This window comes from Clostridium ihumii AP5 (assembly GCF_000612845.1).
In the GTDB taxonomy this organism is placed as follows: Bacteria; Bacillota; Clostridia; order Clostridiales; family Clostridiaceae; genus Clostridium_J; species Clostridium_J ihumii.
The window spans coordinates 12,103-30,457 of record NZ_CCAT010000021.1 but is presented as its reverse complement, the minus strand read 5'-3'; the positions used below and the strand labels follow the sequence as shown (position 1 = coordinate 30,457).

At 29.0% G+C, this 18,355-nt stretch carries 9 protein-coding genes; all 9 read left to right on the top strand.

The window, feature by feature from the left end:
* The first annotated feature begins 93 nt into the window (after positions 1-93).
* The 9 genes from BN346_RS22175 to BN346_RS04185 all read left to right on the top strand — a co-directional run bounded on the left by BN346_RS22175 (position 94) and on the right by BN346_RS04185 (position 18,158).
* Entirely contained in the window at positions 94-3,306 is a 3,213-nt protein-coding gene (locus BN346_RS22175; protein WP_051540014.1) for a S8 family serine peptidase, read from the top strand.
* Between the two features lie 891 nt (positions 3,307-4,197).
* The gene (locus tag BN346_RS04225) at positions 4,198-4,719 is read left to right on the top strand and encodes a hypothetical protein (protein ID WP_034439799.1); all 522 of its coding nucleotides are present in this window, start codon (positions 4,198-4,200) and stop codon (positions 4,717-4,719) included.
* 256 nt (positions 4,720-4,975) lie between these two features.
* Entirely contained in the window at positions 4,976-8,752 is a 3,777-nt protein-coding gene (locus BN346_RS04220; RefSeq protein ID WP_051540011.1) for a S8 family serine peptidase, read from the top strand.
* Between the two features lie 1,064 nt (positions 8,753-9,816).
* Positions 9,817-11,733 carry an ABC-F family ATP-binding cassette domain-containing protein gene (locus tag BN346_RS04215; RefSeq protein WP_034439795.1) on the top strand — a complete coding sequence of 639 codons (1,917 nt, stop codon included), beginning with the start codon at positions 9,817-9,819 and terminating at the stop codon, positions 11,731-11,733.
* Between the two features lie 723 nt (positions 11,734-12,456).
* Positions 12,457-13,101: a redox-sensing transcriptional repressor Rex gene (locus tag BN346_RS04210; RefSeq protein ID WP_034439792.1), complete on the top strand. Its 645-nt coding sequence runs from the start codon at positions 12,457-12,459 to the stop codon at positions 13,099-13,101.
* Positions 13,102-14,206: 1,105 nt separating this feature from the next.
* On the top strand, positions 14,207-14,986 hold the full coding sequence (locus tag BN346_RS04200) for a short-chain-enoyl-CoA hydratase (RefSeq protein ID WP_034439787.1): 780 nt from the start codon (positions 14,207-14,209) through the stop codon (positions 14,984-14,986).
* A gap of 214 nt (positions 14,987-15,200) precedes the next feature.
* Positions 15,201-16,340 (top strand): acyl-CoA dehydrogenase, encoded by a 1,140-nt coding sequence (locus tag BN346_RS04195; protein WP_034439785.1) that lies wholly within the window; start codon positions 15,201-15,203, stop codon positions 16,338-16,340.
* Positions 16,341-16,353: 13 nt separating this feature from the next.
* Positions 16,354-17,133, top strand: coding sequence for an electron transfer flavoprotein subunit beta/FixA family protein (locus BN346_RS04190; RefSeq protein ID WP_034439783.1), 780 nt, complete (start codon positions 16,354-16,356; stop codon positions 17,131-17,133).
* 20 nt (positions 17,134-17,153) lie between these two features.
* Positions 17,154-18,158 (top strand): electron transfer flavoprotein subunit alpha/FixB family protein, encoded by a 1,005-nt coding sequence (locus BN346_RS04185; protein ID WP_034439781.1) that lies wholly within the window; start codon positions 17,154-17,156, stop codon positions 18,156-18,158.
* Positions 18,159-18,355: the final 197 nt, after the last annotated feature.

Genomic DNA, 18,355 nt, shown 5'->3' with positions numbered 1-18,355 from the left:
TTCAACCTTGCTGTTACATGATATTATTTTTAATATGAACTTGGAACTCTATAGTTATATGAATAATAAATAAAACTTAAAGGGGGATGTTTTGTGAGAGAAAATTTGGGTAAAAAGTATGCAAGAGCGATAGTTTTTGTTATGGTCACATGTTTTATGACTACTTCAATGAATACTATAGCAAGGGCTGATAATGAAAGTAAGTTAATAAATGAGCCATTATCATTAGAAGATAAAAATGAATTTCTAAAAGAATACAAGAAAAATGTGCCTAGTAATATTTTAATAGAAGATGAAAGTATAAAGGATGAAATTACAAGAGTAATAGTTGAATTAGATGGGAAATCAGCACAAGAAATAGTTGGGAAAGGTGAGAAACCAACACAGGCTGAAAGTTTTAAAGTAGAGGCAATTCAAGAGCCTATAAGAGCAGAGGTTGCTAGTATTGAAAATGTAAGTATAAGGCATAGTTATACTAATGTTTTTAATGGATTTAGCATAGAGGTTGAAAGAAAAGATATAGAAAAGATAAAAGAAATAGACGGAGTGAAAAGTGTTAGGGAAGTAGCAAAGTATGAGGAAGATATTACAAGTGCTAAAAAAATGACGCAAATAGAAGATGTATGGAAAACATATAGTCTTAAAGGCGAAGGAATGGTTATTGCGGTTATAGATACAGGCATAGATTATAGGCATAAGGATTTTTTAAACCCTAAGAATTTAAACAAGATTAAATTAAATAAAGAAAAAGTACAAGCTATTAAGGAAAGTGGAGCATTAAGTATAGACAAAAACATTGAAACCTTTTTTACAGAAAAAATTCCATTTGGATATAATTATGCAGATAAAAATAATGAAATAGTAGATTTAAGAAGCTCAAAGGAGCCACATGGAGCTCATGTTGCGGGTATTGCAGCTGCAAATGGTGATGATGAATTAATTGAAAAGAATCAAGCTGTTAAGGGTGTGGCACCAGAAGCTCAACTATTAGCAATGAAAGTATTTTCGAATGGACCATTAGGCAATTATAGTTATAGTGATGATCAATTAGCTGCCATAGATGATGCAGTTGTATTAGGAGCAGATGTTATAAATATGAGTTTAGGCTCCCCAGTAGGATTTAGAAATGATATGGAACCTATTCAAGATGCAATAAAAAGAGCTACAGATGCAGGTACTGCAGTTGTGCTTTCTGCTGGAAATAGTTTTAGTTCTACTGAACCATATGGTATAGGTGTTTTAAATGACCAAATTACAGTAGGTGCACCAGCACTTGCAAAAGATTCTTTAATGGTTGCAAGTTTTCAAAATACTGGATTTACAAGTAGAGTTATAGAATTTGAAAACAATAGGGGAGAAAAAGTTGCGGATGGAAATTTTAAAGAACATAAAATAGATTTTAAAAAAATATACAATAAAGATTATGAAATAGTTGATTGTAACTTAGGTGAGACAAAGGACTTTAATAAAGTAGGCGGAAAGGTAGCTTTAATAAAAAGAGGAGAGATATCTTTTTCAGAAAAGATATTGAATGCACAAGAAAAAGGTTCAGTTGGAGTAATTATATATAATGATGAAAAAAGTAAAGAACTTGCTGATATGTCATCAGATGAAAAAATAAAAATACCTGCTATATTTGTAGATAATTCCGTGGGAAAAAATATAATAGAATCTAAAGATTCAGTTATGTTTAATGGAACAATTAAGGGTGAAAAAAATAAAGAGCAAAATATAGAAGGGGCTTCAGATTTTTCAGCATGGGGACCATCACCAAGCCTTGAATTTAAACCACAAATCTCAGCTCCAGGAGGAGAAATTTTCTCTACATTTAATGAAGGATCTCATGGATATATGAGTGGAACATCAATGGCAGCACCACATGTATCTGGAATTATGGCATTGTTAATAGAAGGAATTAAAGAGTATGCACCAGAACTTAAGGGAAGAGAATTGGTTGACTATGCTAAAAATATAGTTATGAATACATCTAAAGTAGAAATAGATAAAGTTAATGGCAGCATACCATTTTCACCAAGAAAGCAAGGAGCAGGACTAGTACAAGCAGAGGCTGCAATTAGAAATAGAGTTACTGTAACTAATAATGGTAAAGCAGCAATAGAACTAAAAGAAATAAGAGATGGCAATGTTACATTTGATTTAGACTTAAAAAATTATGGAGATAAAGATGCTGAGTATAATATAAAGAAATTAGGAAATGTTTTAACACAAAGTGAAGAAATATATAAGGATATACATGATAGAGAACTAAATGAAAATGAAGCTACTTTAAAATTTGATAAGGATATTGTAGTAGTTCCAGCCAAGAGTAGTGAGAAAGTTACTGTAACATTAAATATAGGAGATAGTATAACTGAGGATAAGTATTTAGAAGGATTTATAAAATTAACATCTAAAGATAAAGATATTCCATCATTGTCTATACCTTATATAGGATTCTATGGAGATTGGGGAGCAGAAAAAATAACAACTAATAATGCATGGAGTGATGGCAAACATATTTTAATAGATGTGCTTAAGAAAAAGGGAAGATATAAAAAAGTTTTGGTAGAAAATCTAGCAATATCAAATGTTGATGGTAAAGATTCAATACTTGGTGTAGATGGAATAAATGAAGATGCAACTAATAAATATAATGGAGAAAAAATAGCAATAAGCCCTAATCAAGATGATGTCAATGATGTGATGTACCCGGCACTATATTTAATGAGAAATGCTAAGAAAATTTCAGCAGAAGTTGTAGATTGTAATGGGAAGGTAATAAGAAATTTAGGAAATGTCACAGAAGTTAGTAAAAATCTAATTAGATTAGACTCAGGAAAAACACCTAAATTTATTAGAGATATGAAGTGGGATGGCACAATTTTTAATAAATCAAAGGGAAATTTTGAAGTAGTTGAAGATGGTGAGTATACTTATAGAATAAAATTAAATGCAGCTTATGAGGGTGATAAAGAACAAGTTGTAGAAATGCCAGTTAAAGTTGATACAGTTGCACCAAAAGTTGGTGTGGCTAAAATAGAAAACTTAGATGGTGGAAAAGCAAGAATACATTTTAATGCAATAGATGAATTTTCAGGAGTTGATATTAATTCAGGAGCAGTAGTTTCAGTAAATGGACAAGTACACTTTGAAGAGAAACCACTTTTATATGATAAGGAAACTGGATTATATTCTCAAGTGGTAACAGGAATAAAAGATAATGAAGTAAATAAAGTAAATATAGCCATTTTTGATTATGCAAAAAATATTGGTGGTGTAGAAACATCAATATTATTAAATAAGTAAAAGCAAAAATACCAATCGATATTTGAGATTGGTATTTTTAATTTTAAATAGAAATATAATACACATATTAAATAAATATGTATAATTTCAATTATATGTTTACAAAAAATGTATAAAAAGTATATAATATAAATAAAAAAGTCAAAATATACAGAAAATTGAGTTGGCAAATTAAAAATAATGCTATTTTGAAACATAGGAAAACAAGTTGAAAATGAAATTACTCAAATATTAAATGAGAATAATGTTAGTAAAGAAAACAGGAATTATTTAAAACGTTATTCATAAAAATCTCAAAGAAACGCAAATTAATAAGATTTTCTAAATCAATTTTCAATTGCCAACTGGTTCCGAATGTAAATATAGTAGGTGAGTATCCAAATCAAAGACCGCCAAGGTTAAAACCTCAGCTACAAAGGGGTAAGAGGTTTAAATAAGAAATAATTAAAGATATTGTGAATGAAATGAATAATATCATCAATAACTGTCCAATGTCCATTGTCAACTGTCAATTGATAAAGTAGGTGAGTTTTCAACCTTGCTATTACACGGTGGTATTTTAAGTATTGTAGCTATATAAAAGACCACTAAGACTAAAGTCTCAGCTACGAAGGTGTTATAGATTTTAGCTACAAAGAAAAAATAAAACGTGCAAATCCGCTTATATGCGAGGGTTCAACCTTGTCTAACGACATTTGAATATATTACTTTCTAATTTTAAAGTGGTTCAAAATGTAAATTTAAAAATAAACTCGAATATTAGTAGTATTTTTTGATAAAGAAACAATTATATTTAAATAGAAAATGACAGTTAAATTAAGATTTCAGATCATTAAAAACAAAGGTATAAATTAAAGTATTAGATTGAAATCCTATGGAAAGGTGGTAAATATGAAAAAGTATAATAAGGATGTTTTGATAAGAACAGTAGCTGCTATTGCTCTAGCAGGTGCAATTTGTTTCGGTATTTTTTATAAAATAAGTTTAAAAGATGCAGGACAAGAAAAGTATGAAATTAAAAATGTGGCAGATAAAAATTATGTGGTAAAAGTTAAAGATGGATACAATGAAGAAGTATTAAATATAAGTTTAGTTGATAACTTTATAAAGAATGTTGAAAATAAAAAGTCTGATGAGGTTTTTATTATAGAATATGAAAAGAATAAAAATAAAGAAGTTGTTACGTCTCTTCAAGAAATAAATTATGATGAGAAAAAAATAGAAGTAACAAATTATGATGTATCAAATGAAAAAGAGTTTAAGGAAAAAGAAAAAAAAGATTATTTTAGACTTTGGAAAGTTGGCGATAATTTTGGTGCAAAAATTGTTGTAACAAAAAGTGAAGTGGAACCTGTTATAAATGGAGACATATTATTTGAATATGTAGAAAGTAATACAAAAGAATATAAATAAAAAGTTATGTGGGATAATTTTAAATATTATACAAAAATTAATGATTAATATTGAAGGATAAAGATTGAAGTTTCAATTTTTAAAAATGAATTTTTTATGGATAAGTATTATAGTAATCTTGTTTTAAGCACAAATAAAACATTGTAGCGGGTATTTTAATCCATGGGTATATTTACTATCAGTGTTAATTACTAATTCTATATGTATGAGATTTTTATTATAAAATATTAAAATTAAATAAGGGGGACTAATTTAAATGAATGGAAAATTAAAGAAAAACTTTGCTAAGATTATGACTTTAGCATTGGTGACATCAATGACAATAGGTACAATGCCAAATGTAGCAAAGGCAGAAGAAGTAAGTAAGCTTTTAAATATGCCACTTACAGTTGAAAGTAAGGAACAAATATTAGAAGAATTTAAGAATAATATTCCTAAAAATGAAACTTTAATAAATAATGAAAATCAAGAAGAAATGGTAAGACTTATAGTTGAAGTTGATGGTAAATCAGCACAAGAAATGGTGCCAAAGGGTACAAGAGCAAGTGAAAAAGAAAATGCAATAGTAGAAGTAAATCAAGAACCAGTAAGACAAGCTGTAGAGAGTATGGAAAGTGTAGATATAAGACATAGCTATACTAATGTTTTCAATGGTTTTAGTGTAGATGCACAAAGAAAAGATATAGAGAATATAAAAGCTATAAATGGTGTAAAAAGTGTTAAGGAAGCAACAAAATATGTTGAAAATATGAGTAACGCAACAAAACTTACTCAAGTAGAAGATGTTTGGAAAAAATATAGTTTAAAGGGAGAAGGTATGGTTGTAGCTATTCTTGATACAGGAATAGATTACAAGCATAAAGATTTTAAAAATCCTAAAGATACAAGTAAATTAAAATTAAATAGAGATGCTATTAATAAAATAAAGGAAAGTGGAGTATTAAAAGCAGATTCAAATGCGGACACATATTTTACGGAAAAAATTCCATTTGGATATAATTACTCAGATAAGAATACACAAATAGTAGATTTAAGAGATTCAAAATCACCACATGGAGCTCATGTAGCAGGAATTGTAGGAGCTGATGGTGATGAAAATCTTATAGAAAGTAATGGGGCAGTTAGAGGGGTAGCGCCTGAAACTCAATTACTTGCAATGAAAGTATTTTCAAATGGACCTTTAGGAAAGTATACATATAGTGATGATCAGTTGGCTGCAATTGATGACGCTGTAGCACTAGGTGCAGATGTTATAAATATGAGTTTAGGTGGACCAGCAGGATTTAGAAATGACGCAGAGCCAGTTCAAGATGCAATAACAAGAGCAACAGATGCTGGAGTTATGGTTGTAGTTTCAGCAGGAAACAGCTCAATAGCTACTAATCCTTATGGAATAGGTGTTTTAAATGATCAAATTACTGTTGGAGATCCTGCACTTGCTAAAGATGCATTAATGGTATCAAGTTATGAAAATACTCATGTAGCTAATAAAATAATTGAATTTAAAGATGAAAAAAATAAAAAAATAGCTAGTGGAATTTTTGCAGAACATCAAGTAGATTTTAGAAGTATTTATAATAAAAATAATGAGATAATTAATTGTGGTCTAGGAAAAAATGAAGAATTAGGAAAAGTTAAAGGTAAAGTTGCACTGGTTAAAAGAGGAGATATATCATTTATAGATAAAATTGTAAATGCTCAAAACAATGGTGCAACAGGTGTAATTATATATAACAGTGATAAAGATGAAACAATTATTAATATGGTAACAGACCCATCAATAAAAATACCTGCTATATTTGTTCCAAATTCTGTTGGTGAAGCAATTAAAAAATCAAAAAATAAAGTATTATTTAATGGAGATCTTGGAAATGAAGTAGGAAAAAATCAAAATTCAGGAGATTATTCTGATTTTACATCTTGGGGACCATCACCAAGTTTAGAGTTTAAACCACAAATTGCGGCACCAGGTGGTCAAATATATTCAACTTTAAATGAGGGAGAACATGGTGTTATGAGTGGAACATCTATGTCAGCTCCGCATACATCAGGTGTTATGACACTTTTATTAGAATCAATGAAGGATTCGATGAATGAGTTATCAGGCAGAGAAAAAATGGATTATGCAAAAAATAATATAATGAATACTGCACAAGTAGAACTAGATAAAAAGCATGGCAATACACCATTCTCTCCAAGAAGACAAGGTGCAGGTCTTACACAAGTTGAAGATGCTATAAGAAATAGAGTTACTATAACTAATAATGGAAAAGCATCAGTTGAATTAAAAGAGATAAAAGAAAATAAAGTTACGTTTACTTTAGATTTAAAAAATTACGGGGACAAGCAAGCTGAATATAAAATAGAAAGCTTAGGAAATGTATTAACTCAAGATGAGACTATAGGTGAAATGGTACATGATAGAGAACTAGGTAAAAGTGAAGCTAACTTGGAGTTTAGTGCTAAAAATATTATTGTTCCAGCAAAAGGAAATGCTAGTGTTAATGTTACATTAAATATAGGAAGTAGCTTTGCATCAGAGCAGTACTTAGAAGGATATATAAAATTTGAATCTAAAGATAAAAACATCCCTTCTTTATCAATTCCATACATGGGATTCTATGGTGAGTGGGATAAAGAAAAAATAACAACAAACAATGCATGGGATAAAGAAAAACATATTTTAGTTGATGCAGTAAATAAAAATGGGGATAAGGCTATAATAGAGAATTTAGCTTTATCAAGTTTTGAAGGTATACCTGTGATGCTTGGATTAGAAAATACAAATGAGATTGGAAAAAATATATATAATAAGGATAAAATAGCAATAAGTCCTAATGAAGATAAGTTAAATGACGTTATTTATCCAGGATTGTATTTAATGAGAAATGCAAAACAAATTTCTGCGCAAGTTTTAGATAGTGAAGGAAAAGTTATAAGAAATGTAGGAACAATTACACAAAGAAGAAAACAATTAATAAACTCTGAAGTAGGAAAACTTCCACAATTTATGGCTGAACTTTCATGGGATGGTAGATTATTTGATAAGTCTAAAGGAAACTTTGTAAATGCAAAAGATGGAAATTACACATATAGAATAAAAATGAAAGTTGACTATAATGGAGCAAAAGAACAAATCGTAGATATGCCAGTGAAGATAGATACTAATGGACCAGATGTTCAAATAGTAAAATGTGAAAATGCTGGAGTTGGTGCAGCAAAAATATACTTTACAGCAACAGATGATGCATCAGGAGTTGATATGAAGCCAGGTGTATGTATAATTAAAAATGGTGTAATGGAACCATTTAGCCAAGATGTACAATATGATGAAAAAACAGGATTATATTGTAAACTAGTAACAGGATTAAAAGATAATGCATTAAACCAAATAAGAATAGGTGTCCTTGATTATGCAAGAAATTTAAATGGTTCAGAAACTGTTATACCAGTAGGAAATATAAATCCAGTAGTTATGAAATTAGATGATGAAAATTTAGAAAATGGACAAACAAATGTAAAAGAAAATAAATATATTATAAGTGGTACTATAAATAGAGCTATAAAAGATTTATTTATAGGTGGCGAAAAAATAGATGTAAATATTAAAGAAGATGGAACTGCAACATTTGAAAAGCAGCTAGAATTAAAAGAAGGCTTAACAGTTGTAAATATAAAAGCTGTTGATTATGATGGAAAAGTTTTAAGAGATTATGGATATAAAATCTACTGCGATACAGTAAAACCAACTATTAATATAACTGAACCAGAAGTTACAGATGGTAAAGTAAAACTTTCAGGAAATAAAGTAGTGTTAAAAGGAAATGTTTCTGATAATTTAGGTTCATATAATTTTTATGTTAATGGAGAGTTAAACTACAAATCAGAATTTGATGGAATAGTATCAGAAGAAAAAGGTAGACATAATTTTGAAATTGAAGTTAATGAATTAAAAGATGGAGATTTCATATTATTAAAAGTTGTAGATAACAATGAAAATGCAACAGAAATAAAATTACAAGTAGTTAAATAAAAACAAAATTTAAGGGCAAGTAAAATATATTTTAGTTCCTATGTAGGGTGGAAATCATTCTACTAAAACTCCAAGACCGCAAAGACTGAAGTCTCAGCTACGAAGGAGTGGAAGTTGATGTGCCATATATTTATTCAAATATTTTTCTGTAGGGTGGAATTTATTCTACCGATTTAAATATGCAAATAAGGATATTATGAATGAAATGAATAATAGCATCAATAACTGTAAAATGTCCATTGTCAACTGTCAATTGGTTAAGTAGGGGAGGTTTCAACCTTGCTGTTACACGTTGGTATTTTTAATGTTGTAGCTATATCAAAGACCGCCAAGACTAAAGTCTCAGCTACAAAGGAGTAAGAGGTTTAAATAAGAAATAATTAAATATATTGTGAATGAAATGAACAATATGATCTATAACTGTCAAATGTCCATTATCAACTGTCAATTGGTGAAGTAGGGTGGAATTCATTCTACCTGAACTTAGAAGAGCATCCAAATCAAAGATAGCCAAAGTTGAAACTTAAGCTACAAAGGGGGAAAAGTTTGTGCCAATCTCTGTAGGCGAGGTTTCAACCTTGCTGTTACATGTTGGTATTTTAAGTGTTGAAGGAATATTGAAGACCGCCAAGCCAAGACTAAAGTCTCAGCTACAAAGGAGTAAGAGGTTTAAATAAGAAATAATTAAATATATTGTGAATGAAATGAATAATATCATCCATAACTGTCAAATGTCCATTATCAACTGTCAATTGATAAAGTAGGCGAGATTTCAACCTTGCAAGTAATATAAATTATATAGAAGAGGCGTGTGAAAACACGCTTTTTTCTTTAGCTTGCGGTGGGAAACTATTATATTGTTATGACTATGTAATTTAAATTTCTTTGTTATATGTTTGTGATTATAGTAAAATAGAAGTGAAACGAACTTTTAAGCTTAATAAATTGTAGAGAGAAACTTATTAAGTTTAAAAGATTATAAATAAAATTTAATTTTAACAATGAGTTAAATTGACAATTGCTTATTGTCAATTGATTTTAATATATATTTGAGGTGACAGAAAATGATAGTTTTAAGTTGTAATAATATACATAAAAGTTTTGGTATAGATGTTATTTTAAAAGATATTACTTTTAGCATTAATGAAGGTGAAAAGATTGGTTTAATTGGCGCAAATGGTGCTGGTAAGTCTACTCTTTTTAAAATATTAACATCACAAATGGAGTATGATAGTGGTGAATTATTTATAGATAAAAATAAAAGAGTTGGTTACTTGTCGCAAAATCTTGCTTTAGAGTCAGACAATACAATATTTGGTGAACTTCTTTTAGTTTTTGAAGAACTTCTAAATATGGAAAAAAAGCTAAAAACTCTAGAACAAAAAATGAGTGAACCTTATGATGAAACTAAGGCTGATTATCACAATAAATTAATAAAAGACTATACAACATTAACTGAGGTTTATGAAAATAGAGGCGGATACACTTATAAAGGGGAGATAGGAAGGGTTTTAAAAGGGCTTGGATTTAATGAGAATGACTTTGATAAGCAGATAAATATATTAAGTGGTGGTCAAAAAACAAGAGTAGCACTTTGTAAATTATTATTAATAAAGCCAGAAATCCTTTTACTTGACGAGCCTACAAACCACTTAGATTTAGACGCAATAGAATGGCTTGAAGAATATTTAAAAAATTATAAAGGCAGTATGATAATAATTTCCCATGATAGATTTTTCTTAGATGCTGTAACAAATAAGACTATTGAAATAGCAGGGGGAAGAGCAGCATCTTATAATGGAAACTATACTACATTTATTGATTTAAAGAAGAAAAATTATGACGTGGCTCTTAAGGCTTATAATCTTCAACAAGCAGAAATTAAAAGACAAGAAGATATTATACAAAAATATAAATCATTCAATAGAGAAAAAAGTATAAAAGCAGCAGAAAGTAGACAAAAGGCATTAGATAAAATTGAAAGAATAGAAGCACCACATAAAGAACAGAAGGCTTCAAGAATATCTTTTGAGACCAAGATAAAGAGTGGTAATGATGTACTACACATTGAAGAATTAAGTAAGAGCTTTGGTGAAAAAGTTCTATTTACAAATGTAAATATGGATATAAAAAGAGAAAATAAGATAGCACTTATAGGTGAAAATGGAAGAGGAAAAACAACTTTATTTAAAATTATAATGGATGAAATTGAAAAAGATTCAGGAGTTAAAGTTTTAGGTAAAAATGTTAATATAGGATATTATGATCAGGAACAATCTAATTTAGATTTACAAAAAACTATAATAGATGAAGTTTGGGATGAGTTTCCAGACATGACAACAACAGAAGTAAGATGTGCATTAGCTGCATTTTTATTTACTGGTGATGATGTATTTAAAAAGATAGAAAAATTAAGTGGTGGAGAAAAGTGTAGAATAAATCTTTTAAAACTTATGTTATCAAAAAATAATTTCTTATTATTAGATGAGCCTACAAACCATTTAGATATAGTATCTAGAGAAGCATTAGAGGATGCACTATTAACTTATGATGGAACGGTACTTGTTATATCCCATGATAGATATTTCTTAAATAAGGTTGCAGGTAAAATTTTTGAACTTAACATAGATGGAATTAAAGAATACTTAGGAAATTATTCTTATTATATTGAAAAGAAAAGTAATCCAGCTAGATTCCAAGATGAAGAGGAAACTAGCGGAATAACTAAGACACAAATAAAACAAGATAAAAAGAAAAAGAGAGAAGAAGAAAAAAAGGAAAAAGAAAAACAAAAGTATATAAAATCATTAGAAGAAAAAATTGCATCAACAGAAGAAGAAATAGAGGAATTTCAAAAAATGCTTTGTTTAGAAGAAATATATTCAAATCCAGAGAAGAGTCAGGAAGTTAATAAAAGTATATCATCAAAAGAAGCAGAACTTGAAAAACTTTATGAAGAATGGGAAGAAGTTGCACAGTAATTAATTAAAAAAAAGCGTGTAGGAATACATGCTTTTTTCATTTCAAAGAAAGTTTAAGGATAAAAAAGTAATAGAAAATGAAGAAATAATTAAATAGAATTTCAAAATTAAAAGGCAAGTTTAATTCATTATTTTAAATAAATAACAATCATTATAGATAATTTAAGTAGCAAATTTAATTTAATGAAATTTAGAATTATTAAGATAATTCTAAATTTTGATAAGATGAGGCATTTATATAAAAATTTTGAAAAATATTATAAACAAAGTTAATTGAATATGGTAAAATATAAACAAAGTTTGATAAAACAATGTGAAAAAAAATGAATTTTTAAATTATAAGATAATTATTGTTACATAATCATATATATTATTGAAAAAGTATAACATTAAAATATAATAGATGATTAAAATTTAAATTATTAAGTAAATAAGTGGCTTTTAGAACCATATTTAATAATAATTTATTCTCTATTAGAAAAGTTATTATTAAAAAAAGCAATACAAAAAATATTTTTTTATTGTATTATTGAATAATAGGACATATAGATGATTTAATTTTTAAATATATACATAGATAAAAAGTGGATTTTGTAACAAAGATAATGATGAATTAGTTAAATGATAAACAAATTAAATAATGCAAATATAGAAACATATAATGTTTAACTAGATTTGAACATGTATTTTACAAAGGGATTGGAATATTTTGGAGGTGATTTCTTGGATAAAAAGAAAAATATATCAATGGCAGTTATAAAAAGGATTCCTAAATATTATAGATATTTAAAGGAACTTGCTAATAATGATGTGGATAGAATTTCCTCAAATGAATTAAGTGAGAAAATAGGATTTACAGCATCTCAAATAAGACAAGATTTAAATTGTTTTGGTGATTTTGGTCAACAAGGATATGGTTACAATGTAAAAGAACTTCTATCACAAATATCAGGAATATTAGGACTAGATAAAGATTATAACATAGTAATTATAGGAGCAGGTAATATAGGTCAAGCAATAGCAAATTATACTTATTTTCAAAAGATGTCTTTTGATGTAAAAGCTATATTTGATATAAATCCTAAATTAATTGGTCTAAAAATAAGAGAGGTTCCTATACTAGATATAGATGAACTAGAAGGATTTATTGGAGAAAATCAAATTGATATAGGAATAATTTGTGTGCCAAAAGAAAGAGCACAAGATGTATGTGAAGTTATTACTGAATCAGGAATAAAAGCTATATGGAATTTTGCTCCAATAGATTTAAAAGTTCCAAACGATGTAATAGTGGAAAATGTTCACTTAAGTGAAAGTTTGATGACTTTAAGTTATCTTTTAAATGAACGTAGAAAAGAAGAAAATTAAAAGTTTAAAATTGAAAATATTCAAAGTGAATTTATCAAGTTGAAGATATAAATCAATTAAAATTTTAGCTGCTAGTTGTATTATAACTAGCAGCTAAAATTTTTTTTATGTAGAAGAATTGAGAAAAATCCATAGTCGAGGTTTCAATCATGCAATTATACAGTGTTATTTTTAAGAGTATAGACATATCAAAAGCCGCCAAGACTGAAGTCTCAGCTACAAAGGGGAAAAAGTTTGTGCAAACATCTGTAGATGAGTGCCAACAAATCCGTAGTGGAGGTTTTAACCTTGCAATTACATGGTGTTATTTTAAGATTGTATTCATATCAAAGACCGCCAAGACTAAAGTCCCAGCTACAAAGGAGAAAGAGATTTTAATAACTGTCAAATGTCCACTGTCAACTGTCAATTGGTAAAGTAGGGTGGAATTCATTCCACCTGGACTTAGGTAAGTATCAAAATCGAAAACCGCTAAGACTGAAGTCTCGGCTACGAAGGGAAAAATAAAATTTGTGCCAATTATTGTAGGCGAGAATTTATTCTTGCTGTTACACGGTATTAATTTAGGTTTTATATCCATATCAAGAACTGCCAAGACTGAAGTCTCAGCTACATAGGGGTAAGGAATTAATGTAATATATATATTATGTAGGGTGGAATTTATTCTACCCATTTAGATGTGCCAATTAATTTAATTATAAGTGACATTAGAAATTTAATTTGAAAAATCAATTAATATATTGTGAATAAAAGAGTAATAAAACTACACAATGAAAATATATTTATAATGTTATGGGAAAAGCATTTAAAGGATATATAAAAAATTATATTGTAACCTATAATAAAAATTTGAAAAAAGTAAATATATTAATATTAGGAACTTTGTGGGTAAAATTTTTGAAAAAAATTTAATGAAATAGTGATAATTACAAACAAATTATTTGTTAATTAAAATAATTCAGAAAAAATAATTAACTCTGTTGCAAAAATATACCATTCGGTCTATAATAAGACATGAGGTTGAGAAACTTCGATATTATTTTTTTAAGAAAATTGTTATATTATTCACAAAATCTAATAGGAATATTCATGGGGGATAGCATTTATGGAATTTAAAAACATTATCCTAGAACAGGATCAAAACATTGCTGTCATAAAGCTTAATAGGCCAAAAGCATTGAATGCTTTAAATTCAGAGACTTTAAAAGAAATAAATGATGCTATTGAAATTATTGAGAAAGATGAAAGCATATACACCGTAATAATAACTGGTGAAGGAAAAGCTTTTGTAGCTGGAGCAGATATTTCAGAAATGAAAGATTTAAATTCAATACAAGGCAGGGAATTCGGAATACTTGGAAACAAAGTATTTAGAAGAATTGAAACTTTAAAAAAACCAGTTATAGCAGCAGTTAATGGATTTGCATTAGGTGGTGGTTGTGAACTTTCAATGGCTTGTGACATAAGAATAGCTTCAGTAAAAGCTAAGTTTGGACAACCTGAGTCAGGACTTGGAATAACGCCAGGTTTTGGAGGAACTCAAAGATTAGCTAGACTTGTGGGAGAGGGCGTAGCTAAAGAATTAATATTTACTTGTGACATTATAAAAGCAGATGAAGCTTTAAGAATAGGTCTTGTAAATAAAGTGGTTGAACCAGAAGAACTTATGAATGAAGCAATGAATATGGCTAAAAAGATAGCAAATAATGCACCAAAAGCAGTAGCTTTCTGCAAAGAAGCTATAAATAATGGAATTCAAATGAACATTGAAGATGCATTAAGATACGAATCTGAAATTTTTGGAATGTGCTTTAGCACTTGTGACCAAAAAGAAGGAATGAGTGCGTTCTTAGAGAAAAGAGACAAAGTATTTAAAAATATGTAATCCTTTAACTACATAGGGTTAATAGATTTAGCTAATGTGAGAGGTTCAAAATAAATCTTAAATTTTCAGAATTTAAATTATATTTAAATTTTAAATATAATTCGAAATAGATTTAATTGTTTCTTCTTGTTAGCTTGTTTTGCGGCAAAATGTCTTTAGATTATTATATTTACAAAAACATTTCAAAAAAAATTAATAGGAGGAATGGGGAATTATGAATTTTTCTTTAACTAAGGAACAAGAATTTGTAAAACAAATGGTAAGGGAGTTTGCTGAAACAGAAGTTAAACCTCTTGCTGCCGAAATAGATGTAACAGAAGAATTTCCAATGGAAAATGTAAAGAAAATGGCAAAATATCACATGATGGGAATTCCATTTTCAACTGAATTAGGAGGAGCTGGTGGAAACAATCTTTCTTATGCAATAGCAGTTGAAGAATTATCAAGAGTTTGTGGATCAACTGGTGTTATATTATCAGCTCACACATCATTATGTGCTACTCCAATAGATATGTTCGGAACAGAAGAACAAAAACAAAAATACTTAGTACCACTTGCAAAAGGTGAAAAAATCGGTGCATTTGGTTTAACTGAACCAAACGCTGGTACTGATGCAGCTGGACAACAAACAACTGCAGTTTTAGACGGAGATCATTATGTATTAAATGGTTCTAAAATATTCATAACAAATGGTGGAGTTGCAGATGTATTCATAATATTTGCTATGACAGATAAATCACAAGGAACTAGAGGAATATCAGCATTTATAGTTGAAAAAGGTTTCAAAGGTTTCTCAATAGGTAAAGTTGAAGATAAATTAGGAATTAGAGCATCTTCTACAACTGAACTTGTTTTTGAAGATTGTATAGTTCCAAAAGAAAACTTACTTGGAAAAGAAGGCAAAGGCTTTAAAATAGCAATGCAAACATTAGATGGCGGTAGAATTGGTATAGCTGCACAAGCATTAGGAATTGCTCAAGGTGCTTTAGATGAAGCTGTAGAATATATGAAAGAAAGAAAACAATTTGGAAGATCATTATCTAAATTCCAAGGATTACAATGGATGATAGCAGATATGGAAGTTAAAGTAGAAGCTGCTAGATTATTAGTTTATAAAGCTGCATTTAACAAAGATAATAAATTACCATACACAGTAGAAGCTGCAAGAGCTAAATTATTTGCTGCTGAAACAGCTATGGAAGTTACTACAAAAGCTGTTCAAATCTTTGGTGGATATGGTTACACTAAAGATTATCCAGTAGAAAGAATGATGAGAGATGCTAAAATAACAGAAATTTATGAAGGTACATCTCAAGTTCAAAGAATGGTTATAGCATCAAATCTTTTAAAATAGGGGGTAATTAGAGATGAAGATAGTTGTTTGTATGAAACAAGTTCCAGATACAAATGAAGTTAAAATAGATCCAAAAACAGGAACTCTTATAAGAGACGGTGTTCCTTCAATAATAAATCCAGATGATAAAAATGCAATAGAAGAGGCATTAAGATTAAAAGACAAAAATGGTGCTCATGTAACAGTTATAACAATGGGACCACCACAAGCACAAAAAGCATTAGAAGAAGCTTTAGCAATGGGAGCAGACGAAGGTATATTAGTAACAGACAGAGCATTTGCTGGTGCTGATACTTTAGCTACTTCTCACGCATTAGCTGGAGCATTAAAAACATTAGAATATGACATAATATTTGCTGGTAGACAAGCGATTGATGGAGATACTGCTCAAGTTGGTCCAGAAATTGCAGAACACTTAAATATACCACAAATAACTTATGTTGAAGAAGTTGAAGAAATCGAAGGCGGATTAAAAGTTAGAAGAGCTTGGGAAGATGGATATGAATATATCAAAGTTAAAACACCAGTTCTATTAACTGCAATTGAATCTTTAAATGAACCAAGATATATGAATATAAAAAATATATTCTCATTAAATGAAAAAGAAATAAAAGTGTGGACAGCTAAAGACATAGATGTTGATTTATCCCTTCTAGGATTAAAAGGTTCACCTACAAAGGTTAAAAAATCTTGGGCTAAAGAAGCTAAGGGACAAGGTGAAATAATTAATTTATCACCAAAAGAAGAAGCTCAAATAGCATTAGCTAAATTAAAAGAAAAACACATAATTTAGTAGTATAGGAGGGGAAAACTATGAATATAGCAGATTACAAAGGTGTTTGGGTCTTTGCAGAACAAAGAGATGGAGAATTACAAAACGTTGCATTACAACTTTTAGGAAAAGGTAGAGAAATCGCTGACAAATTAGGCGTTGAACTTACTGCATTATTAATAGGTCATAATGTTGAAGGTATGGCTAAAGAATTAACTGCACATGGTGCTGACAAAGTATTATTAGCAGATAAAGAAGAATTAGCTCACTATACAACTGATGGTTACGCAAAAGTTATAACTGACCTTGCAAATGATTTTAAACCAGAAGTTATAATAATTGGTGCAACATTTATAGGTAGAGATTTAGGACCAAGAGTTGCAGCTAGATTATCAACAGGATTAACTGCTGACTGTACAGGCCTTGATATAGATGAAGAAAGCAAAAACTTATTAATGACTAGACCAGCATTTGGTGGAAACTTAATGGCAACTATCATGTGTGGAGATAACAGACCACAAATGTCTACAGTTAGACCAGGAGTTTTTGAAAAACTTGAAAGAGATGACTCTAAAGAAGTTAAAATAGAAAGAGCTAAATTTGATTTAACTAAAGATGACATAAGAACTGAAGTTATAGAAGTTATCAAAGAAGTTAAAGAAATCGTAGACATTATAGAAGCTGACATATTAGTATCAGGTGGTAGAGGAGTAGGTTCTAAAGAAAACTTCGCTATATTAAAAGAACTTGCTGATGAAATCGGTGGAACATTATCAGGATCAAGAGCAGCTGTTGATAGTGGCTGGATAGACAAAGCATTACAAGTTGGACAAACAGGTAAAACTGTAAGACCACAACTATACATTGCTTGTGGTATTTCAGGAGCTATCCAACACTTAGCTGGAATGCAAGATAGTAACTATATAATTGCTATAAATAAAGATGCAGATGCTCCAATAATGCAAGTTGCTGATATCGGATTAGTTGGAGATTACAAAAAAATTGTTCCAGAATTAGTAGAACAATTAAAAGCTATGAGAAAATAGGGTTTTAAAATTATAATTGAGATAGAAATTGGGTTTCCAATTTCTATCTTATAAAATAAAAGTTAAATAGAAAATAGGGATATGTAAAAAATAGGGTTTAAAAAGTTATAAGTATATAAAGAGCGGTAAGATATTTATGTTGAAACATTGGGGAATGTTTTATTAAATATAAATTATTACGTGTTAGACAATCATGG